This is a genomic window from Rhizobium gallicum bv. gallicum R602sp (genome assembly GCF_000816845.1).
Lineage (GTDB): Bacteria > Pseudomonadota > Alphaproteobacteria > Rhizobiales > Rhizobiaceae > Rhizobium > Rhizobium gallicum.
This window is the reverse complement of the sequence record NZ_CP006880.1, coordinates 526,572-551,008: the sequence shown is the minus strand read 5'-3', so window position 1 is coordinate 551,008 and position 24,437 is coordinate 526,572. Positions and strand designations below refer to the sequence as shown.

Sequence of the window (24,437 nt, the reverse complement as noted above, 5' to 3'; positions counted from 1 at the left end):
AGGGAGTTCAAAAGCTCTCACACTGACTGCCTTTGCGACATCAGCTGACGCAGATGTTCCTTGGCGCAGTGCAACCAGAATTATCAATGGATAAGATGACGATCAAAACCATGGACGATTTCGCACGGTCCTGCGGCGTTTCTCGTCCAACGCTTTCGAGGTATTTCGATAGCCCGAGCAGCGTAAAGCCGGTGACGCGCAAACGCATCGAGGACGCGCTGTCGGCATCAGACTACCGTCCCAATCTCTATGCCCGCAACCTCAATCGCAAGAGGACGCGGAACATTGGCATTCTCGTGCCTGTCATAACGGATCCATTCTATGCCGAAATGGTCAACCGTCTGGAATTACTCGTCCGCGGCGAAGGATACTGGCCAATCGTAATCTCGTCCCACGGCTTGCCAGATCTGGAAGCCGAGGCTGTGAACACATTGTTGTCATTGAAGGCTGCTGGCGCGATCATCGCGCCTCTAGGCCTCGCTTCCGAGCCTGGAATCTTCGAAAAGCTTCGGGAGAGCATTCCCATTGTCTACTTCGATACGTTCATCGAAGGCAACACGCCGTTCATTGGCAACAACAACGCCCAAAGCGTTGCGACAATTGTCGATTATCTTTGTCGATCGGGCGCGCCGCCTGCATATTTCGACATTCCGCATGTCAATCATAATTCCGGGGAGCGGCTGGCAAGCTATCTCGCCACGATGGAGTCGCTTGGATTTGAACCGGTCGTGGTTGGCGACACTGAGAGTTACAGCTGGAACTTCGAACATATGGGGTATGAGCAGACCGATGCGATGATCACGGCCGGTACGCTCCCGGCCACGACAATTCTTTGCGCGAACGATCGCCTCGCCTTCGGCGCGATGGCAGCCGCCCATGCGCGCGGCCTCCGCGTCGGCCGAAGGAGCGATAGTGATCTTCGCATCGCCGCCCATGACGACCATCCCCTCAGCCGCTACACTTGCCCGCCATTAACGACAATGGCACAGGACTTCACCTCCATGGCGCGCAGCAGCGTCGACACGCTGCTTTCCATGCTGGACGAATCCGATGATTGCGCACAGGTCATTGCCCGAAGAATCATATTCGACGGTACATTGGTGATGCGTCAGTCGGCGTGATCGACAAGGCTGCGCCATCCGGCAACTGCCTCTTCCACCGCCTGCCGCGCCGCCGGAATGTGCCGTCCCATGGAAACGAAGCCATGAATCTGATCCTGCCAACGCCGCAAGATTACGGGGATACCCGCCTCGGTAAGCCGGCTGGCATAGGCCTCGCCTTCGTCTGCGAGGATATCATGGCCCGCAATCGCGATGAAGGCCGGCGGCACACCCGCGACATTCTCGACGATCAGGGGAGACACGCGCCAATCACCAATATCAGCCGCATCGCGGACGTAATGATCCCGGAACCAACGCATCGTCGAGGTGGTCAAACCGTATCCTTCCGAAAACCTCACATAGCTGTCGGCTGTCTGTCGGGCATCGGTGTTCGGATAGAGCAGAAGTTGCGCCGAGATTTTCCGCGCAGCGCCATCTCGCGACAGAAGTGATAAGACGGCGGCCAGGTTGCCGCCGGCGCTATCGCCCGCGACCGCGATCCGGTCAGGATCGATACCAAGCCAACTTGCCTGCTCCACCACATGGGCAAGAGCCGATACGCAGTCCTCCAAGCCCGCCGGGAACTTGTGCTCCGGCGCCAGCCGATAGTCGGGGCAAAATACAATACAGGCACCGATATTTGCAAACCACCGGCAAATCTCGTCATGCGATTCAAGCGTGCCGACAACCCAGCCGCCCCCATGAAGGTAGAGAAGCGCCGGCGCATCCGCGATCGGAGCACCCACGCCGCGATAGATCCGGAGCGGGATCGGGCCGCCCGTCCCAACGACGGTCCTGTCCTCGATGGCGGCAACCAGTTCGCGATCGCCCTGCAATGTCAGGCAACCGGCGTTATAGGCAGCGCGCGCCTCCTTCGCTGTCCCGAGTTCAAAGGGTGACTGGTTGGCGGCGCGACCGAGTGCCAGGACATGCGCGGCGTCGGGATCCACTCGATGTTTCATCGCTTCACCTCAAGCGAGCAGGCTGCGGGCCTCATCTTCGCCGAGCAACGGTGGTCGCGCAACTGTGCCCGCAACCACAATCGCGCTCCGGCTCTCGCTGGATGCCAGGGTCGCTTCCATGATCTCGAGAACATGAAGCGCTAAATCGCCGGAGGCGCGCGGCGCCCTGCCATCGCCAAGCGCGCGGACGAGATCGGCAACGCCCAGCATGCGATAATTGGCGCGCTCGGGAGCGTTATACGGCCAGTTCGGGGCGCCATACAACTCGCCCTCGCTTTCGAAATTCTTCCATTCGGCACCGCGCTCGGAGAGCGAAACTGTTCCGCCGAAGGTATCAGGATCGGGCAAGCGCAACGAACCTTCCGTGCCGTGCAATTCGATCGGATGATTGGAGTGACGAAAGACATCCCACGACACACCGAAATTCACCGTCGCACCCGACTGAAACTCGAGAAGCGAAAGCACGCTAGTCGGCGTCCCAACCTTGAACGTGGAGTTCTTGAAGGGGCCGTCAGCGGTGATCAACCGCTCTTCTTGGCCTTTCGTCGCCATCGCCATGACGCTTTTCACCGGGCCGAGCAGATTGACGAGCATCGTCAGATAATAGGGCCCCATGTCAAAGAGCGGGCCGCCGCCGGGCTGATAGTAGAATTGCGGATTGGGGTGCCAATGCTCCATTCCGCGCCCAAACATGAAGGCTGTGCCGCTGACCGGGCGGCCAATCGCACCTGCATCCATCAGGCTTCGCGCACGGCGGCCGGCAGCGCCGAGGAATGTATCGGGAGCAGAACCCAACAAAAGGCTCCGACTTCTGGCTTCGGCCACAAGCTTGCGGCCCTCGGCAGCCGTCGTGGCGAGCGGCTTTTCGGTGAAGACGTGCTTGCCCGCAGAAAGCGCCGACATCGTCACGTCGAAATGGACGGCCGGGATCGTGAGGTTCACGACAAGGTCGACTTCGGGGTCGGCCAATAGCGCATCGACCTCCATTGCACGGATGCCGTATTCCTTCGCCCTCAGCGCCGACATGTCGGTTGAGATGTCGGCACATACCCTCAATTCGACTCCGGCAAACAGGGCAGCATTGCGCAGATAGGTCATCGAGATATTGCCGCAGCCGACAACCCCGATTCCGAGCTTGGTTCCCAAATATGCTTTCATAAATTGGCCTCCCCCGCCAATTCAGATATTCGATTATCGAGGGCATCGCTGCCACGAACAGGCGCCATAGAAACATTTTATTTCTTGACGCGCGATAATTTTTTATAAAACATGCGGAAATGGAGATCCGGCAGTCCTATGCGGCTCGCCGGCGAGGTCGGCGTTACTAAACTGAGAGGGCAACGAACGTCGCCTGGCGAGCGCGGAGAGCAGGTTGCGGGCAGTGCTTTGCAGTGAACATCCAGCTCTTGGTGGGTTTGGATTTCTGGCATGGTGGACACATCAGATTTCGCTTTCAGAGCGTGGGGTTTCGCCCCCATTCTCACCCATCATGCCGATAGCACCGGCCATCCCGGTACAGCAGCTTATCATCGAAGGTCTGAGGCGGGACGAGATCAAGGAATAGGGCATGAGTATCAACGACCTGAAAGTTGGCTGCCAGACGTTCACGTGGGAAATGCTCGGGAAAAACTGGAATGGCGGTCCGGACGATCTGCTGGAAGCCATTGCCGAGGGCGGCTACGCAGGCATCGAGATTACCGACACGATGATCGGCCACTACGCAGATAGTCCCAATGATTTCGCCGCGAGCCTTCACAAACATGGCCTGACGCTGGTCGCTTTCGCGATGGGCTCAAAAAGCGGCTTCACGGTCAGGGAAGAGATCGAGAACGACCTCAGGACCACACAGCGCTGGATCGATTTCGCGGCCGTCTTTTCCGGCGCCCTCGTTTCGATCGGCTCGGCGACAGTGGTCTGCGAAGGACCACGGAAGGCAAAATTCGAGATCGCCGCGGAGTTCTACAATCGGGCTGGCGAACTGGGTAAAGCTTCGGGCGTGGATATCGCCCTGCATCCCAGTTCGCACCACAACACACTTCTGTTCGACCGTGCCGATTATGACCGGATCTTCTCGCTTATTGACAAGAACCTGGTCGGCTGGGTGCCGGATACCGGCCATATCCTGCGCGGCCATGGGGACGTGATCGATACGCTGCGGACCTATCAGGACCGGATCTGCTACCTGCATCTTAAGGATGTCGATGCGAACGGCAAATGGGCCATGCTTGGCAAGGGGGTCTGCGATACGCCCGCCGTGATCGACATCGTCGCTGCGGCACCGCGCTTCAATGGCTGGCTGGTACTGGAAGAGGAATCGGACGCAGCCGCCGCTGACCCTGCCACTGCCGTCAGGACGAACCGTGAAACGATGCGCCGCTACGGCGCCTGAGGAAGAAGTCATGATCCGCAAGGAAGACCGTCGGCTGCGTGTGGGCGTGCTCGGCTGCGGCCCGATCGCACAGTTCGCCCATCTCGAATCCTGCGCGAAGGCCAGGAATGCCGACCTTTATGCAATTTGTGATGCAGCACCCGACCTGCTTGCGCGCATGGGCGCGACATATGAACCTCAAAAGATGTATGCCGATTATGACGCAATGCTGGCCGATCCGGAGCTTGAAGCCGTCATCATCGCCACATCAGACGCCTATCACGTGCCGATGTCGATCAGGGCGCTCGATGCTGGGAAACATGTGCTCTGCGAGAAGCCCACGGGTGTGACGATCGAGGCGGGCCAGGCGCTCGCCGACGCCGTCAAGCGATCCGGCAAGGTGCTGCAGGTCGGTCACATGAAGCGTTTCGACCCAGCACTGGAGGCTGCACGGGATTTTGTCCGTGACGATATCGGCGAGATTTTCGCGCTGAAAGCCTGGTACTGCGACTCCACCCACCGCTACACAAATACCGACGCGGTCCAGCCACTGCCGATCACCAGCAAGTTCGCCAGAAAACCCGCCGGAAATCCGAAGGCTGACCTGCGCCAGTATTTCATGCTGGCGCATGGCTCGCATCTCGTCGATACCGCCCGTTTCCTTTGTGGCGGGATCGTCGCAGTCCGAGCCCGCCTCCTCGAGCGCGCCAACGCCTATTGCTGGTTCGTGGAAACCGAGTTCGCCAACGGCGCGCTCGGTCATCTCGATCTGACGGTCGCGGTGCGCATGGACTGGCATGAGGGCTTCCACCTCTATGGCGAAAATGGTTCAGTGATCGCCAAGACCTTCAATCCCTGGTACCTCAGGGCGAGTGAGGTCGAGATCTTCCACGAGAAGGACGCCACCACCCGCAAGCCGCTTGGAGCCGATGGGCACTTCTTCCGCAGGCAGCTGGAAGGGCTTGCCGATACCGTGCTGAACGGCGCAGCGATGCGCGGTGCCGATATCCAGGACGGTATCGCCTCCATCCGCGCCATGGTCGCCATCGCCCGCTCGGTAGAAACGGGCGAACGTGTGGAGCTTTCAACCGTCACGGGATCGGTCTGATGCAGCTCGGCATCTTTGCAAAGACCTTCCCCGGCACCGATCCCCAGCGAGTGCTGTCGGCCGTGCGTGAAAGCGGCTTTGCGACGACGCAGTTCAATCTCGCCTGTGTCGGCCTGCCGTCGATGCCGGATGCAGTGGCACCGGAAACGATCGCCGCGATCGGGGCGGCATCCAGAGCGACCGGTGTTTCGATCGCGGCGCTTTCAGGCACCTATAACATGGTCCACCCGGACAAATCCGTGCGGGACATGGGGTTGAAACAGCTCAAGATAGTGATCGAAACAGCAGCGGCCTTGCAGATTCCGCTGGTGACGCTTTGCACCGGCAGCCGCGATGCCCAGGATCAATGGATGTATCATCCGGACAATGCGCTTCCATCTGCCTGGGCCGACATGGCGTGCGAAATGGAAAAGGCGTTGGGGTTCGCCGAGCTGCACGATATCGCTCTTGGCATCGAGCCGGAACAAGCAAACATCGTCACGTCCGCCGCGGATGCAATGCGGCTGATCGGAGAGATGGGTTCGAAGCGGCTGCGCATCGTGCTCGATCCGGCAAATCTCTTCGAGCGGGCGACGCCTGCCGAAGTATCCGACATCGTCGAAAGGGCGATCGATATCTCGGCTGGTCATGTGACGATGGCCCATGCGAAGGACCGCCATGCCGACGGCCGCATCGCGACAGCGGGTCAGGGCATCGTCGATTTCCCTGCCTTTATCGACGGTCTGCGCGTTACCGGTTTCGATGGTCCGCTCGTCACGCACGGCCTTGCAGCAGTGGAAGCACCCGCCGTCGCCAGGTTCCTTTCGGATCTTATCCGATGAAGACGCACATCACCTTCAGACGAGACGATACCGACCTTACAGTCCACGACTGCGGGACAGGCAACGCCTTGGTCTTTCAACACGGACTCGGAGGCAGCGAGGCGCAGGTCGCACAGGTTCTCCCTCAGGGGCTCGACTGGCGGCGGATCACGACTGAGTGCCGCGGGCATGGCAGCTCGACGCTTGGCACGCGACGCCCCTTCTCGATTGCGATGTTTGCAGCCGACGTCGTCGCCGCTGCAGACGAAAAGGGGATAGGCCGGTTCGTCGCTGGCGGCATCTCCATGGGCGCAGCCATCGCGTTGCATCTGGCAAAAACACATCCCGAACGCGTCAAGGGCCTCATCCTGGTACGCCCTGCCTGGTCGTTTGCCCGCGCCCCCGACAACCTCGCTCCGATCCGCGAGATTGCGGCATTGCTTCGATCCCGTTCGCTTGACGATGGGCAGGCGCTTTTTGCAAAGTCGACGTCGGCGCAACGTCTGCGTGTGGAAGCGCCGGACAACCTTGCTTCGCTGCTCGGCTATTTCGAACGCCCGGATGCGTCAGCCTTCGCCGACGTGCTGGGCGACATCGCTTCGGATGGAACCGGCGTTTCGCAAGAGGACGCGGCAAACCTCGCTATTCCCGCCCTCGTGCTCGGCAACCGGCAGGATGCCATCCACCCTCTCGCCGTCGCACAATTGATGGCTGACACGCTTCCAAATGCGCATTTCCTCGAAGTGCCTGCGAAGGCGGCGGCTACCGAAGCGCATTTCGCCGCGGTCCGAACAGTCATTCTGCAGTTCCTCAACACAGAATTCAAACATAGGAGCGATGCTCAACTATGACGTCGAAATCTCTCTCGGGCGGGGCCATCGCCTCATTGCCACGGCACAGACTGCTCGGCGAGTTTTCGCTCTGGTCCGCAGATCTTGCCAACATGGAGCGCGACCTTCACCGGATCGAGCCCTATGTCGACCTTCACCATATCGACGTTGCCGACGCGCGCTTCACGCCTGGCTTCCTGTTCTTTCCCGATTTCGTCGCCCGCATTGCCAAGCTGACGGCAAAACCTATTCATGTGCATCTGATGGTCGAGGCCGAGATCGTCGAGGAGCAAACACGCCAGTTCATCGAGGCCGGCGCCGATCTCATCAGTGTTCATGCCGAAACCGGCGAAGCCGGTTTGCGCGCAGTCGAACTCGCAAAACAGCTTGGGGCCGAAGCCGGCGTCGTACTGCGGCTGGAAACTTCGGTCCCCGAGGCAGAACCGTTCCTCGCTGAGGTCGCCTTCTTCACGCTGCTTGGGACCTCGATCGGCGTCAAGGGGCAAAGCCTTTCGGACAAAGCCTGCGACCGACTGCGCCAAGCGCGGTCGTTGATCAGGCGTGTCGGACGCGAAAAGGCAATTGTTCTTGCCGCAGACGGCGGCATTCGCGAACAGACCGTTCCACTGTTGCGGGCAGCCGGGGCGGAGACGGTGGTGCTCGGATCGCTGGCATTCGGCGACAAGGATCTGCCGGGCCGTATGGCTTGGCTGCATGCTTTGGAGACCCAGCCCCGATGAGCAGAATTGCTCTTGCATTCGATCTGGGTGGAACGGAGTTGCGCGCCGCGCTGGTTGGCGACGGCGGCAATTTGCTGGCGTTCGCGTCCACGCCAACGCGTGCGAAGGATGGACCGGATGTGGTCATCGAGCAGATCGCGATGCTCGCGGAGAGAACCTGCTCGGACGTTCCCGACGCCAAGCCGCTTGGTATCGGCATCGGAGCGCCCGGTCCGCTGGACCCGGTCGCGGGCATCCTTACTGCACCCCCGACCCTCTCGGGCTGGCGTGAAGTACCCCTTGCGGGCCGTCTTCAGGACCGCTTAAACCTGCCTGTGCGGCTGGAGAACGATGCGAACGCCGCCGCTCTCGGCGAATGGCGCTTCGGGGCGGGCCGCGGCGCGGCCTCGCTGGTTTTCGTCACCGTGTCTACCGGCATCGGCGGCGGGGTGATCTCCGATGGTCGGATCGTGCATGGGCGCCGTGGGCTCGCAGGCGAAATCGGCCATATGACGATCACCAGCGAGAGCGAACGATGCCTTTGCGGAGCGGTGGGCTGCTTCGAGGCGGTGGCGTCGGGTACTGCACTCGGCCGGCGTGCTACTGCTTTGACAAAACCAGGCGACGGCTCGGCGCTGCGAACGCTGTCCCACGACGGCGATGTGACGGGCCGACATGTCGTCGAGGCGGCGCGCAGTGGTGACGAAACAGCACTTGGGCTGATTGACAGGGAAGCCCGCTGGCTGGGCATCGGCTTTACCAATCTGCTCCATCTCTACTCGCCCGACATGATCGTCATGGGCGGTGGAATTTCCCATGGCTATGATCTCCTTCGAAAACCCATCGAGGCCACCATTCAGGAGCGAGCGATGCCCGCTTATCGCGACGTGCCGGTTGTGCCGGCGCAGCTCGGCAGGCATGCCGGCTTGGTGGGCGCCGCAAGTTTGATCTTTCTCAACTGAACGATCCCACAAATGGTCTTCTACGACGTGGCGAGCTCCAGTGCCTAGAGTGCGACTTCGCAGATTGTCGCGCAACAGCGAATTGGATGGATGCGTCATCGTCAGTCCCCATCGGTTTGCTCGAAGATGAGCCAGGCGGTGCCCTTTTCTGCGATTCGTGTCCTGCGAGCGTCTTGAACGCGCTCTGCCTGCCGTTTGGTATAAGGCCCGATCGGCTGAGTCCTTTGTTCGCCGCAGCGAATCTGGCAGTACCACTTAGTGTCATCGTTCGAGAAGATATCGACCGAGGTAGATGTCTCGTGAGGCTCATGCTTGGCGATCTCGTCGATAAACTTAATTTGCCTTGAGTAGTGCTTGGCGGGTGCAACCTGCACGCCTGAACCTGAACTGTGAAGTAAGCTCGACATAGTCAGCTCCATTTCCATCACGGCGGCGGTGACCGTTTGCGCCTGTGCATCGTCAGCGGGCCGCCATTTCACGCTCCATCGCCACCTCGATCGTCAGATTGTCGATGTCACGGGAAATCGAAGCGGCAGCCAATAAATGTCCGTCACGCTTGAAGCGCAGCAGACAGTCCTTGCCAGCGATGTCTCCTTCGACCTCGATTTTATCCCATCGCTCGGCATGGCCGACATAATTGATCCTGACGTCGTAGTGTTGGCTCCAGAAGAACGGCACGGCTGCGAACTTTTCGTTCTGACCGAGCATATTAAGCGCAGCAGTTTGCCCCTGCCTCTCGGCGACTACCCAATGTTCGACGCGAATGTCCTCTCCGCTGTAGGGATCGGGCCATCGCGCAATGTCACCGGCCGCGAAAATTCCAGGGGCGCTGGTTTGCAAAAAGCAATTCACGACGACACCGCGATCAACAGTCAGCCCTGCCGATTCCGCGAGGCTGGTCCGCGGTCGTACGCCGATGCCGGCGACAACAAGATCAGTGGTTAGCGTTTTGCCGCTGCGAAGTACCACCTCGTTGCCATTGATACTGCTCGCGATGTCCTCCATGTGAAAAACGACACCGTTCTTCTCGTGAAGCGCCCGGATAAAATCGCCCATCTGTGGACCCATAACCCGCCCCAGTGGCTGCTTGTGGGGTGCAACGACTTGCACGTCCATTCCGCGAGAGCGCAGGGCGGCGGCGACCTCGAGGCCGATAAAACTGGCGCCAAGCACGACGACGCGCTCGGCGGTCTTGGCCTGCTCAATTATGGCCCGACAATCGGCAAGCGAGCGCAGCGTATGAACATGGGGCTGGTCGGCGCCTGGAATGGTCAGGTGAACCGGTTCTGCACCGGTCGCAAGTAGCAACCTGTCATAGAAAATCGAGCCTCCGCCAGCGAGGATGACCTCACGGGTGTGCGGATCGATGCGAACCGCTTGCGTACCGAGACGGAGGTCAATCTGGTTTTTCGAATAGTAGCTCTCTCCGCGCAGTGGGAGCCAGTCCTCCGGCGCCTTACCGGCCAGGTAGTCCTTTGAAAGGTTCGGCCGGTCGACAGGCGGCGCTTCGTCGTCGCTGAGCATGACAATGCTCCCAGCATACTGCTCGCGCCGCAGCCTCTCGGCCGCGGCAAAGCCGGCCGCACCGCCGCCGACGATGACGATCTTCCCCGGCATTGCTTCCGCAGACGGCTCGCGTGTTGTTGGTTCTGCACGCTTGCGCTTTCCGACCACGAAGATCTTGCCGTCGCGTTGCTCCACCGACCAGCATGCCAGCGGCCTGAAAGCCGGTGCGCGCAGGGCCTCGCCAGTGCTCAAGTCGAAACATGCGTGATGCCAAGGGCAGCGAACGGTGTCGCCGGAGACCAGACCGTCGACGAGAGGACCGTTGTAGTGCGTACAATGTGCGTCCACGGCGAATATCTGCGGCCCGCGACGCATGAGCAGCACCTGCGCATCGCCGCAGTGGCCGACAAGCTTACTGCCGTCGGGAAGATCGGCAATCCCAATACCTCGCACCAAATCCGGACCAGTTGTGTTTGTGTGCTTAGGAGTCATTCGTCTTCTCCTTGGCTTCAGAGGGCTCCTTGGCGTGGCGAAGGGCGAACTCCGTTTCGCGCTGCCTTTGATCTCAATATTGCGCCTGCCTGTCGCCATCTCTGCCCGGCAGCTTGTTGTCATTGGACGCGTTACGCAAACGAATTTAATAGGTTGTTGCGTGCAATTTTATTGCCGGATGTGTCGTTCAAGCACCCATCAGCAAGAACCGCCTTGTGGCCCGGCGGTGAAGAAGACCAATGCGGCAGTTGACTATTGGGCGAAGGAACTGGCGCCAAGCACTCAATTGCGGAGATGGTCCGGGATACGACCGAGCCCGTTGGGAGGTATTTCACAGCCGATATTCCACGGGAATCCGGGAGCATCCCGACGTCTATCGATTGCACCACCTGGCGCTGAAAAGTCTCGTCACACTTGCTCACGGAGCGAACGACGCGATCCACAACGATACCGTCGTACTCGGGGAAATCTTGCTGGCGCATCGATAAAAGCCGCCTGTCGATAGCGCGAGTGTTTCCGGCGACTGGCGTGGATGTCGGTGGCGGCCACTCGATATGAGTTGTGCCGGTCGCGCAACTGGCTCGTTCGAAACTTTCGCCGCGGCGATAGACGAAGTATCTGCTGCCAACTGCGCCAAGCGTCGTGAGGAGGTCGCCCTCGCTCTTTTCTTTGAACGACATGGTTTGTCCTGTCACGCTGCGTATCAACGCTGCGCGGGCTTGAGCGAGTTCAGGCCACGACAACTGACGCTGTGCAGCACGGAGCGTTTGGAATTACCAAAGCTTACAGAGCGACCAGCATTTAGCAAACGAATTTGATTGACATTTGAGCGCAACGTTTATGCTATTCTTCAATGGACATTGAACTCGCCCGTACGTTCTTGGAAATAGTTTCAACGGGAAGTTTTATTCGCGCCGCTGAACGCTTGAATGTTGCCCAGACCACCGTCAGCGCGCGTATTCGCAACCTCGAGCAGCTGCTTGGCCGACCGCTCTTCGTTCGGAATAAGAGCGGAGCGTCTCTCACGCCGGCTGGCGAGCAGTTTCTGCGCCACGCACCGGCGTTCGTCCAGTTGTGGCAACGCACTCGTCAACAGGTCGCCGTGCCGGCAGGCCACCGAGCGGTGCTAACGATAGGCAGCGAAGTCACGCTTGCGCAACCACTCCTGCTGAACTGGGTCAGATGGATTCGTCATTGCCTTCCCGATATCGCGCTTCGCGTACATGTCGACGTGCCGCAGGACCTGATTAATCAGGTCGCTTCGGGGCTGGTTGATGTTGCGATCATGTATGCGCCCCAACATCGCCCCGGCCTCAAAATCGATCTCCTTATGGAAGAGAAGCTGGTGCTTGTGACAACCTATCGCGGAGCGGAGCGCCTCGAGGCGACGAACTACGTTTATATGGACTGGGGGCCGGATTTCGTGCTGCACCACGACATGAATTTCCCGGATGTCACACCCGACCTCTCGTTCGATCTCGGTCCCCTGGCGCTCAGCTATGTTCTTGCGAGCGGCGGCTCCGGATATTTCAGGATGAGCGCGGTGGAGCCGTATATTGCGGCGGGGCAGCTCCACCTAGTGCCCGAAATGCCGCAATTTTCCTACCCGGTTTACGCAGTGAGGTCTGCTAATGCTGACGAGAGCGTTGTTGGCCCCGCCCTGGTGGGGCTACGCGCCATCTGCGAGGGCAACATGGAGGCCTAAACGGCCTCTTCGGTCGATGGAAACAGAAGATCGACTGTGGTTCCGGTTCCTCGCTTACTGGCGATGCGTAGATGGCCGCCAACCAACTGTACAGTCGCGTATACCTGTGACAATCCCATTCCGGTGCCGTTTTCGCCCTTGGTCGTGAAGAATGGGTCCAGCACCTTTTGCAGAGTTTCCGACGGCATGCCGCAGCCGCGATCCTGAACGCGAAGGCGTGCATAGGTTTTCGGCGCCGGCTGGCCGGGCGCAGTATCCGCCTCGACAAGCCGCTCCGTTGCGATACAAATCTCACCGCCGCTTGGCATGGAATCGCGAGCGTTGAGGACAAGATTAAGGACGGCGGCGTCGAACAACGTCGGATCGACGAGACAACTCGGGATGTCGGAACCAAGTTCGAGCCTGACGCGGACGTGAGCGCCCGCGCCATATCTGAGGAAAGGCTCGAAAGAACGGACGAGCTCGTTCAAATCGCGCGCCTGGAGGTCGGGTTTCCTATCGCTTGCAAAGGCGAGCAACTGAGACGTCAGTTCGACGCCTCGATTGACGGCTTCCCGCGTCGCGCCGATATCCGCGCGCACGCTTTCCGGCTGATCGGCCCTTCTTTCGGCCAGCCTCAAGCCGGATTCGATGACCGTCAGAAGGTTTCTGAAATCATGGGCAATACCGCCGGTCATCTCTCCCAGGATCGCAAGCCGATTTAGCGCGCGCTCGCGCTGTTGGGCCGCCTGTTCGCGGCCACCGCGCTCCGCCTGCGATTGCACCAAAATCTCATTCGAAAACGCCATCTCCGCCATGGCCATCCACCTCCTTGTTCACCGACGGCCGTCAGAAAACTCCGGCCGTCCGCATCGCTTTTTCCTATTCATTGTCAGCCAGACAACTGCCCAACCTGTCGGGCTCTCTAAACCTGGCGGACTATCCGCTTCGCCATTATTTCTTCGACAGTCGGGAACGCCTCGAGAGCCTCATCCGGGAGGCCGCGGCTTGCAGTGACCGGCTCCATCCAGCCGCCATGGGATTCTGGTTTGCCGACGATGATGCGACCGACCATTCCAGCGTGCTCGTGGGGAATGCAATAGTAGTCATAGACCCCTTGCTTGGTGAAGATAACTGAGAAGCTCTCGTCAGGCAGGAGATAGTCTGAAGCCCAGGATTTTGCCGCTTCAGGAATGCGGAGCGGTCTTCCGAAGTTTGCCGGATGATAGGCGGTGGTCGTATGGGAATTGCCGGGGTTGAGGTTGATCCAGCGGACCGTCTGACCGGGCTTGATCAGAACACCAATCGGATCGAACCAGACATGCGAGCCATCGGCGCGCCCCTGCATCCTAATTTCCACCACCTCTTGTGCCCACACATCTCGCCCGGACAAGGAAATGGCCGCGATGAGGCCACCGCCCCAGCCGAGCATGTGTCGTCGCGCGATAGTCATTTGGCGACGCTCGCTTCGTCGGCCGCTGTGACATGCCACAGCACCACATGGACATGCGGCTCTTCCACGCCCGGATGGCCGGCATTGTAATAGACGTCGACATGGTCGACGTTGCCGCCGGGCGCCGCAAGATCGGCGAATGACTTGTCCGGATTGAGATCCTTTGTCGGCAGCATATAGATCGTACTGACAAGCCTTCCGTCGTGATCATATGCGAGGAACGGACCGGCCGGCAGTGTCGCCGGATCGACGAAGAGTTGTCCCATTCCGGGCAGGAAGTCGGGCAACTTCACCAGCTTGCTGACCTGCTGATAAGGGGCGGCCGGTGGCGATTTTGCGACTTCCTGCGCCGCCATGGCACAAAGCGAGCCGGACAGTGTCAGAGCAGATACGAGGAGGAGTTTTTTCATGGCGGAAATCCTTTTTCGTTCAAACCCGCGTCGCCGAATTTCCGGCAATCGACGGGCTGCGCACGACCTGTCGCGTAGAGCCATTCAAGAGCTGATGGGAATATTAGTCCAACGAAATAAACTGGCATTTCAGTGCAGTATTTCTGCACCTTGTTTATATCCGTCGACATCATTAGAATACAGGCATTGTATGAGAAGGATTCATCTAATCGCCGGTCATTAGCCGGAGGTAGACTGAGCGCGCGATGGTAAATTCAACTGCGATCTCAGATTTTTGACTTCTCGCTTGATTTCAAATTATTTCTCCCCATGTTTTAGCCATCATGAATACTTTCATGCATCGGCGAGAGCCAGGACGCCTTAAAGCAGGCCTCTAACCCGGGCGCGAACTCCACTGACTTCGCGTCCGGGTCCGCAAGCACCGCAATTCAATGTGACACCGCTGCAGACGGAGTGCGAAGCTAAACGCACTTTGCACACTTGCGCGGCGTTTGGCTTAGAGGCGACCACGATGATTTTCAAACACCTGTCAGAAAAAGACGTTACACTTGACCTTGTGACAAAGGGAAAGCTCTCGGCGCTGTCCAAGATAGCGGTCAGGATTGCGCGACGAGCTGGGGTCGATGATCAGGTCGTCCTTCGGCGCCTTTGGAAGCGTGAAAGTGGCGGTGCAACAGGGATTGGCCGTGGCATCGCCGTCCCGCATGCCCTGTTCCCGTCGATCTCGTGTCCTGTTGCGTCGTTCACGCGATTAGCCGCTCCTATTAATTTCGGCAGCCCCGACGGCGATCCCGTCGATCTTGTTTTCACGCTGCTCTGGCCCCGATCTGCCACTGCCACCTTCCTGCCCGCGCTCGCCCAACTGTGCCGATTGGTTCGGGCGCCTCAGATCCACGAGGGACTCCGACTGGCACAGTCCTCTGACGAGGTGATGGCAATCCTTGACAATGACATTAAGGCAACGACCGAGCTCCCAATCTCGGACCGAGCCGCTGCCTTGGTGTCGCCCAGGTGAGCGAAAAAGGACGCGTAAGAAAAATGAAGGAATACAGCAAAAAACCACGAAAACCGTCAATCGTGATAGGAAAAACGGATCAAGAGCGATTGAACAACCTTGCCCTCGTCGCGGCCGAGCGCTTTCCCGAGATTTCCGATGGACTTTTGCTCGAGCTCGAACGCGCACGTGTGGTAGCCGACGTCTCGGTGCCTCGAAACGTCGTGCGCATGGGATCGACGGTAGAGTATGAGACGGATACCGGCGATGCGCGAAGGGTGACGCTTGTTTTCCCGAGAGACGCCGATATCTCTGAAGGAAAGATATCTATCCTCACTCCCATTGGGACTGCCCTTCTCGGCTTGGCCGCCGGTCAGGCGATGAACTGGGCCGCACGAGATGGCCGGCAGCACAAGTTGACGGTTTTAACCGTCTCATAGAACGTTGTGATAGCGAGTTCGCGCTTGAAAGCAGCGGGCGATAGTTGCAGCGCTCGTTGTGCCCATCTTACGATTGACCCTGTCCATTCCTTGGTCGAATGTTTTGCAACGGAGGGTGAATTATCATCACTGGCTCCCAATGTCGGGCGGCTCGGGCACTGATCGACTTCTCGCGCGAGCGTCTCGCAATATCTGCCGGTGTTAGCATCGAATTCGTCATGGATAGGCCAGCTGCTATCATTACAAGGTATTTGCGATAGTCACGAAAATATCGCCGTTGAGATGACTTCATCACGAAGCCATGATTTGTGGCGGTATTTTTTCGAAGGTTCCAAGTTAAGGAAGTTGTCTCGATCAGAGGGGAAACTAGCCCCCGCGAGCGAAAATGCCAAAGGTCTGCGAGGTTCTTTCCTGTCGCCAGCAGGCCCTTCGAAGGAGCAAAGAGTGACCCAAGTATCTGAAGCCGAAGTTGCTGCCCGTTGGGACGACAATGCCGATCAATGGGCCCATGATGTCCGGAACGGCTACGACACTTATCGCGAACTATTCACCTTTCCGGCGTTTCAAGCCTTCCTGCCAAGCATCGCAGGATTAGACGTCATCGATTTTGGCTGCGGCGAAGGCTCCAACACCAGACGGTTCGCCGAGTTGGGTGCGCGAATGACCGGCATCGATCTTTCCGAGAAAATGATTGGACATGCACGTGAGGTCGAGCACCACGTCCCACTCTCCATCCGGTACGAGGTCGCATCCTACACCGGAGACACCGGCTTCGAGGATGCCTCCTTCGATGCCGTCGTATCGACGATGGCCTTGATGGACGGGCCGGATTTTCCAGCGGCGATGCGGGAGGCCTTCAGGCTCCTGCGGCCGGGTGGTTTCATTGCGTTCAGCGTTCTGCACCCCTGTTTCGTTACCCCCGGATTACAGTGGCACAGGGATGTCAAAGGAAAGCCGACTGGCTTGGTCGTTGCTCGATATTTCGACCAAACCAATTTTGTTGAGAGTTGGCGCTTTGGTGATCGGCCGAGCGATGAGGACGTAGTGCTGTTTGAGGTGCCTCGCTTTCCACGCACCCTCAGTGAATACCTCAATGGCATCGCCCATGCAGGGTTTCGGATTGTTGACGTCCGCGAGCCACGACCGACGCCGGAGGCGTGCGTGACCATACCGCGTTTCGCCAGATGGCGTGATCTGGCAGCGTTCGTGCTTATGATCCGGGCGGTACGCGCTTGATCAAGGCATCGTGCAATTGGAATTGTCTGTGAATGCCGAACCCCGCGGCCATACGTTTCCACAACCGGGAGGGATTTTCTGAGGGAGCCGAATCCCAAGCGGTATTGTGCACGAGGGAAATGGACGATGTCATGGTGCGTCGGCTAACCCGCTAATTGCCATCAACCGCAGGAAGCCACGCACAGCAGGTTGCGATCCTGCTGCGTGTGCAGGGCTGCCAACTATCGGCCCGCTGTGCGAGTCGGGTGACGTGCTCACCCAGGGACCGGACAGCGTTGTCGAAACCCGAAATCTGCCGCCCACCCAGGTCGGTGATTTCCTGGTTTTCCACAATGCTGGGGCTTGCGGCGCGTCAATGTCGTCGAATTACAACAGCCGCATGCATGCCGCCGAATATCTCATTGACGGCGCGGCGTCGCGGCTCATCCGCCGGCGTCAGACGATCAATGATCTTTGCGAGGCGGAGTTCATCCCAGAAAGAACCGCCGGAGGGGCGGAAGCCGCAAGAAGGTTTTGCGAATGAATGCCCTGATGCGAACCGCAATGCATTTGAAGGAGCTAACAGGCGCACATCCACGGAAATGACTAGAATAACCTGTTTAAAACCTAGCACATCGGCCCACGACAAAGCTTGGCTGAGGCCCCGAGTGGGTCAGGAAACCGCAGACGCCGTCTCTCCTCCCCGAACAAAGCGATCAACCATTTGCCACGGCCATGTATCAATTCATTCCTCGTGCCTCGACGAAACTTCCCCGCGGTTCTTTTCGCACATAGAATCCGTTCGGAATCGTCTCCTGCACCAATGGAACGTGAGAAATCAGACCCACCACGCGCCTCTGACCTACGAGATTGGTAAGTACCTGCAGGACCTGATCGAGCGTGCCGGACTCATTTTGGGTATCGAGACTCCCAAAACCTTCGTCGATGAAAATGGTATCGAGCCGCACCTGGCCGCTCACGCTCTCGACGATATCGGAAAGACCAAGCGCCAGGGCCAAGGCGGCCATGAACGTCTCCCCACCTGACAGTGTCGACGTGGGACGTGCCTTACCGGTGTGTACATCAAACACCCGGATACCAAGGCCGCGGCGCGAGCGGCCTGCTCCACCTTCGATTTCACGTTCGAGGCTGAAGCGACCACCGCTCATAGGACCAAGCCGTTGGTTTGCTGCGACCAGCACTTGGTCGAACATCGCACCGATCGCATAGGTCTCAAGGTCCAACCGCAGGGGATTTTCAGCATTGAACAGGGCCGCAAGCGTTCGCAGCGAGGCCGTCTCAGTTTCGATCTCGTCGAGGCGCTTCAGTTGACCGGCGATATCAAGCTGAAGTTTCTCGAGTTGCCGTAACCGCGCCTGCGCCTGGGCGCGCGCCGTCTTGGCAAGATCGAGCATCTCGTCTGCTGTGTCATAAGCCTCTTGCAAGATACGGGTATCTGGACGTTCGCGGCCCTCCACCGCGCGCGTCGAAGTCTCTTCGTTGCTATGCGCTATCGCCAATGCATTGCCGTAGTCTGCGATCTCCTGAGCATCAGCCTCGATCGCGTCGACCAGCTGCTTGAAGCCGCTGAATTGAGGTTTCGTCAAGCCGCTCTTCGCCAGACGGGCCTGGAACTCCGCTTGGGCCTTATCTCGGCGAACTATTGCATTCTCATACGCCTGCCTGGCCGCGTCTGCTGCCGTATTGGCAATGATCGCGGCTTCACGGGATCGGCGTGCAGCATCCTCCGCAACTCTTGCCGCATCCATTCGAGCTGCGAGCTGGCGTTCATGTTCGGCGCGCATGGCAATCAGAGCGCCCGGCGTCCGCAGTTCCTGGGGAACTGTTGCGATCGCCTGCTCGAACCTGTCGCGCGCGAGCGCTTCATTGGTTTTCGATGTCTCGAACGCCGTACGGAGGCTGTCGCGCTCCTGTTCCGTTGAGCCAATCTCGGTCGCCAATGTGGTCAGTGCGGCCTCAGCCTGGGCGAGATCGATCGCCGGGCCGAGCTCTTCGATCTGCCGGCCCAACCCAGCAATCGTGGTGCGGTAATCGGCGGCCGGCCGTTCAGGCTTAGGGAGTGCGCCAAGTCTTTCCTGGCGTTCCTGCCATTTCGCTTGCGCCGAAGCGAAAAGGCGAGAAGCGTCCTGCTCGGACCTTTGCGCTTCCTCCCATTGAGCCTTCGCATCTCTAAACGACTGATCGAGACCGGCATGCTCAGCCCTGCCGACAGCGGGCAGAGGGTGCTCGGTCGATCCGCAGACAGGGCAGGCCTCGCCCGCTGCAAGCTTGGCAGCCAAATGAATAGCTTGGGCCTCAGCAAGGGCGGCCTCTGCAGCGTCAAAGCGCGACCGCGCGGCCTGTGCCCACTGGACCGCCTCTTCGTTGTCCGCTTTCAACGCCTGCATTTCGACGCGCGCCTTGTCGGCGACGTCGAGAGCAGCCTGATGGAGCTCGGCTGTTTTAAGCTCATTTTCAACGAGCAATCGCTGATGGACTAGCCGCTGGCGCGCGGCATCATTCTTTCGAGTGGATCCGAGTGCCCGCTCCTTTTCGAGTTTCCGGCCATGCATTTCCTCGATACGCGCCTCGACGCAATCGAAAGCCTTCTTCGCCTGCTGAACGGCCTTTAAGGCTGCATCCGCCTTCTGGGCGTAAAGGCTTGCATCGGAAAGGGTCAGTTGATGGCGTCCAAGCGTACCGACCGCTTGCCGCAGGGCCTCAATTTCTCCCGATCTTTCCCGTTCCTCTTCGTGCGTTCTGGAGGCGGCGCCAGCCTTTTCCGCCGCTGCGCTGTTTGCCTCCGCGGCCGCTCTCATTGTTTCCTCAGCTTCGAGGCATTCGGTCTCGGCACCTTTCGCGTGGCGCTCGACGTCCAGGAGCGCTTGGGCACGCTTGGCATTGTCGGCGCGCCCCTGCAGTTCACGGATATGCTCAGCTTTTCCAACGAGGGCTTCGACATCCGACCTGGCTTTCTCGGCGGCTCGAAACTGGTCCTCGAGCTGACGGGCGGCAGCAAGTGCCGTCCGTGAAGCATCGAACACCTGGTCGGCCGCCATCTCCTTCAGCGTTTCCGTGTCATGGACGACCTGCGCCTCGCCAATGCCGGTTGCAAGCGCGTCGGGACTCTCAAAACCCTCGGCCGAAAGTCGCCCTGCGCACACTTCACGTTCTTGCCGAACCCGCCGCTCAGCTGCCGCCGCATCCTCCTTGAACTTTGCCGCCATGCGCCGATACATGGAAACATCAAAGAGCTCACGCAGGATCTCGAGCCGCTTATCGGTCTTTGCCGCCATGAACGTCTCGAACTTACCCTGTGGCAACAGCACGATCTGACGGAATTGTTCAGCACCGTAGCCGAGGAGCTGGAACACAGCCTCTTTGACTGGACCGGTCTTCTTTTCCGCAATGACCTGGCCGGGGTTCGCGTCGGTTATGTCCTCGAGTGCAAGACCGGTCGCGTCAAAAATCCAGGCTTCATGGGTATCCCGGGTCTCACCGTCACCACGCTGTTTGGGCCGGGTCTGCTCCGGCCGCCGCCGCAGAACATATCGCTTGTCAGCGATATCGAATACGAACTCGACTTCGGTCGGAACGCCGGGATCAGCATGATCGGAGCGAAGCGACGCTGTCTCTTGTTCAGCTTTGGCCGCCTCGCCGAACAGCGCGAAGGTCATGGCACTGAAGATCGACGACTTGCCGGACCCTGTCGGCCCATAGATGCCGAAAAGGCCCGAGGCAATTGCGTCACGGAAGTCCACCACGACCCTGCCGGCATAAGGACCGAATGCCTGCATCGTCAGTCTGACCGGCCTCATACCTGCGCCTCCACGCTTCGAAGATCAGAAAGGGCAGAACCGATCAACGCCAACTCCGCATCGACCGGGTCTTCGCTGCGAACCTGCGTCAGGAACTCCCGAATGACCTTTGCCGGATCATGCAGAGTGGCTTGCACCTTGATTTCGGACATGATGTCGAGCGCCCGCTCATCTCGTGCATAAGTCAGCTGACAGGCATTCGGGTATAGCTCGCGAAGACGCTTCATCGGATCGATCAGCGGCGCATCATTCGTCAGCACTGCCTTGATGAAATCGGTCGATGGTTCCCCGTGCAGCAGGTCAGCGAACTTGCCGCGCAAGACCCTAACGCCCCGGGTAGGCGCGAATGGGAGTGCAATGATCGCTACCCTGCCCTGTTCATCGAGATCGACGAGGCTCATCGACTTTACGCTTCCAGCCTCGTCGAAACCGAATGCCAGCGGAGCACCGGCATAGCGGATGTGCGGCATGCCGACCGAATGCGGCAGATGCAGGTGACCAAGCGCCACGTAGTGAGCGCCATCGAACATGTCGTGGCGAACCGTCTCGATGCCACCGACCCGTGCCAGGGGCCGCTCTCCTTCACTGGAACTGCCGCCCTCTACAAAGGCGTGGGCAACCACGACCCAGCGCGCTCCTTCCGGAAGATGCCGCCGCGCCGCGGTGACCTGGGCGCGAATGACATGTTCGGGCATTGCGATCGACTCATCGCCGAAGCAGTCGCGTGCGGCGAATTCGTAGCCGTATGGCAGGGCGGAAATGGCAACCGGACCAGCTGCGTCACGCAGGATCAGAGGTGTTTCGTCCGCCAAAAGCGGTCCACGGATCAATGCTCGCCGTACGTCCGTCAGGACTGACATGGCGCCGATCCTGTCGCCAGAATCATGATTGCCGGCAATCATGACCACGGCCGCTTCCGTCTCTCGGGCCACTCGACCGAGAAAGGCATTGAATTGCCGCACCGAGGTTGCGGGAGGAGATGCGCGATCGAAAATGTCGCCGGCGATTATGAAGACATCGGGTCGGTGCGTGTTTATCGCTTGCAGGATCTGGTCGAGGATCGCCGCATGGTCATCCTCAAGCGAAATGCCATGGAACTGACGCCCGAGATGCAAGTCCGCAGTGTGAAGCAGTCGCATGAGTAGATCCGTCTATTTTTTACATGTATAATTTTTAGATGGACAGCCGCTCGCGAGTCAAGCTACTTTTCCCGCTATGGAATTCGACGACCTGAAACATGCTCAGCGCGAGCGACTGATCTTTCTCGATCAGTGTCTGACGTGGCGTGGCATGGCCAACCGGCGCGATCTGATCGACCGCTTTGACATCTCTACCGCTCAGGCAGCCCTCGACTTCCGCCTCTATCTTGAGCGCGCCAGGCATACGCCTCCCACCTACGATCCTGTGCGGAAGACCTATCTGGCAGCCCTCGACCACAAGCCTCTTGTCCCTTCCACGTTGAACGAGGCTTTTGCGTCCGTGCTGGCTGAAAACAACCTGCCCCTCTCTGTCGCCCTACCCCAGCCGGAACGTCGCGCTGATGCTTCTGTGGTGTCGCGTCTTTATCAGGCGATGAGGAACAGGTGGGCGATTCACGTCCAGTATACGTCGATGACGTCAGGTGCGGATGCCGGACAATGGATTGTCCCCACACATTTCGTGTCAGACGGCGAAAAAGTTCACGTGAGAGCCTTCAGCTTCAAGCATGAGGCGTATCGAACCTATCTGCCCATTCGCGTCAGCACCGGCAGCAGTTTTGAGACGCGTGCACTGTCAGAGCAATTCCCCGACGACATGGATTGGAATACGCGGGCAAGGATATGGCTCAGGCCAAAAACCGGCCTCACACCGGAGCAGGCGGCCGTCGTGCGGACCGAATACGGCTTCGAAGGGGAATTCCTCTGCGTCGAGACACGAAAAGCTCTCGAATTCTTTGTCGATCGCCGATGGGGTCTGGACCAGGAAGACGCCCGACTCGAACGGGTAAGGACGGAGTACGATGACGACCTGGAGAAGACCGGGCGCCGGTCAGTCAAAAGCGGTTGACCGACTGGATGCGACCGAACGACCCTATAGGTTGTCGCGCTCAATTTCATTTATCCTCAACGTTTCGGCCTTTCGGGCAGCGCCTTGATCGGCATTTATGCATTCTCGAGCACTTGAGGCAGCGCAGGCCGACCGGTCCGCGGTATTTGCGGGAGCGACAATTTGATCTCCGTTACATCCTCAAAACGGCCAGGATAGTAGGATCATGTCAGCCTCTGTCGGGATCGATCATGTCCAGGAGGCGGGAAACTGCATCCTCGCCTGCCACTGGCTCGCTGCCAGCCATCACCGCGACGGAAAAGCCGATGAGCGAGGAAACGGGGTTATGGGTCGTGGCGCCGGCCCGCAGGTTCATCACCAACGTCGGGCAGAGGAAAAGGCCCAGCCGGATGACCCGGCGCCAGTCGGCCGGAAGCATGCCCCGCGCCTTCAGTTCGCCAAGCAGGGGACGCCAAAGAGCTTCGGCCTTTACGTCCAGAAGGGAGCGTCGGACCGGGCTCGGCCCGAAATCGGTCGTGACCCGCAGCAGATCGCCGTCAAGCACCACGCTGGCCTCGTAGTACTCGGCCGCCATGGCAGGATCATAGAGCCATAGCGGATGGGCGAGGATGTTGTGGAAGGTCGTCTTCACCTCGGCGAGCAGCGTTGGAATGTTCTCGCCGGCGAATGCGGGGTCGAAGAAGGACAAACGTGCCTCGCCGCCGTCCTCCTCGTACCAGACATTCGCGTTATGGGCGTCGCCATGTGCAGTAACACCGCCCGCATCCGCCAGCCGCGTCGGATCGAGCCGCTCGTGCGCTTGATGGAAGAGGGCACCGATGCTGTCCCGGTATTCGATGCCGTTGACCGAAATGCGACAGCGTGAAAACGTCTCCCAATCGAGCGTCAAGTCGGGAAAGACGAAGTCCTTGCCGACATAGAAGCTCGCCATGCGCCCGCCCGGATAGGTGCCGGCGGTTGGATCAATCAGCCGCTCGGAGAACAGCCGGTGGATCGGCTCGGCCGCAACCTGATCGGCGCTCACGGGATGGAGCGTGTCGAGATAGACCTTCAACACGGCTTCGTTCAGCCTGCGTTCGGCGTCCACAGCCCTTTTGCGCGCCGCGGCATCGTCCGTCAGGTCCAACGTCCGCAGCACATCGGAGAAGCGCGGATCGGTCCGCCGGCGATAGACGAGGATCTGTTCACCCGCAAGCGCCGACATCAGCACAGGCTGGTCCACCGGCAGGCCAGCCCGTGCCAGGATGTCGGCGCGGTAATATTCGCCGCTCATGGCCTCCTCGCCCTCTTCCTGGTGGAACTTGAAGAAGAATGCACCATCGGCGGTCTCGAAGAAGCCGTTGAGCGAATTGAGGCTGTATTGATCGTGATTGATCACGACATTCTTCGGCTCGATCTCGAAAAGGTCGCGCAGCAGTTCGGCCAGTAATCGTTCCGCCTTGTCGTCCCCTACTTTGGCTATCTTCCTGATTTCCGCAGTGCGGCTCATGGTCTGGCTCATGACATTCTTTCCGGATGGGTCGTCCCAAA

Annotated in this window: 23 protein-coding genes and 1 pseudogene; 13 read left to right on the top strand and 11 right to left on the bottom strand. The window is 59.3% G+C overall.

The genetic code is table 11. The annotated features are described in order from the left end of the window. Positions 1 to 86 precede the first annotated feature (86 nt). A complete protein-coding gene (locus RGR602_RS25875) occupies positions 87 to 1,121 on the top strand; it encodes a LacI family DNA-binding transcriptional regulator (RefSeq protein ID WP_040114892.1) in 1,035 nt (344 codons plus the stop codon). Here the strand turns inward: RGR602_RS25875 and RGR602_RS25870 are convergent. Further along, entirely contained in the window at positions 1,109 to 2,062 is a 954-nt protein-coding gene (locus RGR602_RS25870; protein WP_040114891.1) for an alpha/beta hydrolase, read from the bottom strand. The two genes, RGR602_RS25875 and RGR602_RS25870, sit on opposite strands and share 13 nt — an antisense overlap. Before the next feature lie 9 nt (positions 2,063 to 2,071). Next, a complete protein-coding gene (locus RGR602_RS25865; RefSeq protein WP_040114890.1) occupies positions 2,072 to 3,220 on the bottom strand; it encodes a Gfo/Idh/MocA family protein in 1,149 nt (382 codons plus the stop codon). 409 nt (positions 3,221 to 3,629) lie between these two features. On the opposite strand from RGR602_RS25865, the gene RGR602_RS25860 reads away from it, so the two are divergent. From RGR602_RS25860 to RGR602_RS25835, 6 genes are read left to right on the top strand one after another with little or no spacing between them, the layout of a single operon-like run. Then, entirely contained in the window at positions 3,630 to 4,451 is an 822-nt protein-coding gene (locus tag RGR602_RS25860; protein ID WP_040114889.1) for a sugar phosphate isomerase/epimerase family protein, read from the top strand. Between the two features lie 10 nt (positions 4,452 to 4,461). Then, the gene (locus RGR602_RS25855; RefSeq protein ID WP_040114888.1) at positions 4,462 to 5,538 is read left to right on the top strand and encodes a Gfo/Idh/MocA family protein; all 1,077 of its coding nucleotides are present in this window, start codon (positions 4,462 to 4,464) and stop codon (positions 5,536 to 5,538) included. Next, positions 5,538 to 6,359: a sugar phosphate isomerase/epimerase family protein gene (locus tag RGR602_RS25850; RefSeq protein WP_040114887.1), complete on the top strand. Its 822-nt coding sequence runs from the start codon at positions 5,538 to 5,540 to the stop codon at positions 6,357 to 6,359. The genes RGR602_RS25855 and RGR602_RS25850 overlap by 1 nt, the downstream gene beginning before the upstream one ends. Continuing rightward, on the top strand, positions 6,356 to 7,189 hold the full coding sequence (locus RGR602_RS25845; protein ID WP_040114886.1) for an alpha/beta fold hydrolase: 834 nt from the start codon (positions 6,356 to 6,358) through the stop codon (positions 7,187 to 7,189). Before RGR602_RS25850 ends, RGR602_RS25845 begins: the two co-directional genes overlap by 4 nt. Then, the gene (locus RGR602_RS25840; protein ID WP_040114885.1) at positions 7,186 to 7,908 is read left to right on the top strand and encodes a ribulose-phosphate 3-epimerase; all 723 of its coding nucleotides are present in this window, start codon (positions 7,186 to 7,188) and stop codon (positions 7,906 to 7,908) included. Before RGR602_RS25845 ends, RGR602_RS25840 begins: the two co-directional genes overlap by 4 nt. Further along, the gene (locus RGR602_RS25835) at positions 7,905 to 8,849 is read left to right on the top strand and encodes an ROK family protein (RefSeq protein ID WP_040114884.1); all 945 of its coding nucleotides are present in this window, start codon (positions 7,905 to 7,907) and stop codon (positions 8,847 to 8,849) included. The genes RGR602_RS25840 and RGR602_RS25835 overlap by 4 nt, the downstream gene beginning before the upstream one ends. 101 nt (positions 8,850 to 8,950) lie before the next feature. Here the strand turns inward: RGR602_RS25835 and RGR602_RS25830 are convergent, their stop codons facing one another. From RGR602_RS25830 to RGR602_RS37660, 3 genes are all read right to left on the bottom strand, one after another. Further along, complete coding sequence (locus RGR602_RS25830; RefSeq protein WP_040114883.1) at positions 8,951 to 9,328, bottom strand: hypothetical protein; 378 nt, start codon at positions 9,326 to 9,328, stop codon at positions 8,951 to 8,953. Then, positions 9,309 to 10,847: an FAD-dependent oxidoreductase gene (locus RGR602_RS25825; protein WP_040114882.1), complete on the bottom strand. Its 1,539-nt coding sequence runs from the start codon at positions 10,845 to 10,847 to the stop codon at positions 9,309 to 9,311. The genes RGR602_RS25830 and RGR602_RS25825 overlap by 20 nt, the downstream gene beginning before the upstream one ends. Before the next feature lie 131 nt (positions 10,848 to 10,978). Next, a complete protein-coding gene (locus RGR602_RS37660) occupies positions 10,979 to 11,527 on the bottom strand; it encodes a hypothetical protein (RefSeq protein WP_170251129.1) in 549 nt (182 codons plus the stop codon). Positions 11,528 to 11,700: 173 nt separating this feature from the next. On the opposite strand from RGR602_RS37660, the gene RGR602_RS25820 reads away from it, so the two are divergent. Continuing rightward, positions 11,701 to 12,552: a LysR family transcriptional regulator gene (locus RGR602_RS25820; protein ID WP_040114881.1), complete on the top strand. Its 852-nt coding sequence runs from the start codon at positions 11,701 to 11,703 to the stop codon at positions 12,550 to 12,552. Here RGR602_RS25820 and RGR602_RS25815 read toward each other — a convergent pair. The 3 genes from RGR602_RS25815 to RGR602_RS25805 form a co-directional block, all read right to left on the bottom strand. Continuing rightward, entirely contained in the window at positions 12,549 to 13,349 is an 801-nt protein-coding gene (locus RGR602_RS25815; protein WP_052451917.1) for an ATP-binding protein, read from the bottom strand. The two genes, RGR602_RS25820 and RGR602_RS25815, sit on opposite strands and share 4 nt — an antisense overlap. A gap of 107 nt (positions 13,350 to 13,456) precedes the next feature. Beyond that, positions 13,457 to 13,984, bottom strand: a complete 528-nt coding sequence (locus RGR602_RS25810; RefSeq protein ID WP_040114880.1) for a plastocyanin/azurin family copper-binding protein — start codon at positions 13,982 to 13,984, stop codon at positions 13,457 to 13,459. After that, a complete protein-coding gene (locus tag RGR602_RS25805) occupies positions 13,981 to 14,394 on the bottom strand; it encodes a DUF5602 domain-containing protein (RefSeq protein ID WP_040114879.1) in 414 nt (137 codons plus the stop codon). The genes RGR602_RS25810 and RGR602_RS25805 overlap by 4 nt, the downstream gene beginning before the upstream one ends. Before the next feature lie 511 nt (positions 14,395 to 14,905). Here RGR602_RS25805 and RGR602_RS25800 point away from each other — a divergent pair. The 4 genes and pseudogenes from RGR602_RS25800 to RGR602_RS36440 all read left to right on the top strand — a co-directional run. Next, positions 14,906 to 15,409, top strand: a complete 504-nt coding sequence (locus RGR602_RS25800) for a PTS sugar transporter subunit IIA (protein ID WP_040114878.1) — start codon at positions 14,906 to 14,908, stop codon at positions 15,407 to 15,409. Between the two features lie 23 nt (positions 15,410 to 15,432). Then, on the top strand, positions 15,433 to 15,828 hold the full coding sequence (gene rnk / locus RGR602_RS25795; protein ID WP_040114877.1) for a nucleoside diphosphate kinase regulator: 396 nt from the start codon (positions 15,433 to 15,435) through the stop codon (positions 15,826 to 15,828). Between the two features lie 444 nt (positions 15,829 to 16,272). Further along, positions 16,273 to 17,064: a class I SAM-dependent methyltransferase gene (locus tag RGR602_RS25790; RefSeq protein WP_040114876.1), complete on the top strand. Its 792-nt coding sequence runs from the start codon at positions 16,273 to 16,275 to the stop codon at positions 17,062 to 17,064. Positions 17,065 to 17,290: 226 nt separating this feature from the next. After that, positions 17,291 to 17,587 (top strand): annotated as a pseudogene (locus tag RGR602_RS36440) (hypothetical protein); the annotation flags it as partial. A 196-nt stretch (positions 17,588 to 17,783) separates the two neighbouring features. Here RGR602_RS36440 and RGR602_RS25780 read toward each other — a convergent pair. Together RGR602_RS25780 and RGR602_RS25775 are read right to left on the bottom strand one after the other, a co-directional pair. Continuing rightward, on the bottom strand, positions 17,784 to 20,861 hold the full coding sequence (locus tag RGR602_RS25780) for an AAA family ATPase (RefSeq protein WP_040114874.1): 3,078 nt from the start codon (positions 20,859 to 20,861) through the stop codon (positions 17,784 to 17,786). Beyond that, positions 20,858 to 22,000: an exonuclease SbcCD subunit D gene (locus RGR602_RS25775; protein ID WP_040114873.1), complete on the bottom strand. Its 1,143-nt coding sequence runs from the start codon at positions 21,998 to 22,000 to the stop codon at positions 20,858 to 20,860. The genes RGR602_RS25780 and RGR602_RS25775 overlap by 4 nt, the downstream gene beginning before the upstream one ends. A 151-nt stretch (positions 22,001 to 22,151) precedes the next feature. Between RGR602_RS25775 and RGR602_RS25770 the strand changes: the two genes are divergently transcribed. Then, positions 22,152 to 22,907: a hypothetical protein gene (locus RGR602_RS25770; RefSeq protein WP_203226233.1), complete on the top strand. Its 756-nt coding sequence runs from the start codon at positions 22,152 to 22,154 to the stop codon at positions 22,905 to 22,907. A gap of 208 nt (positions 22,908 to 23,115) precedes the next feature. Here RGR602_RS25770 and RGR602_RS25765 read toward each other — a convergent pair whose 3' ends face one another. Next, positions 23,116 to 24,408 (bottom strand): hypothetical protein, encoded by a 1,293-nt coding sequence (locus RGR602_RS25765; protein ID WP_040114871.1) that lies wholly within the window; start codon positions 24,406 to 24,408, stop codon positions 23,116 to 23,118. Between the last annotated feature and the right edge of the window lie 29 nt (positions 24,409 to 24,437).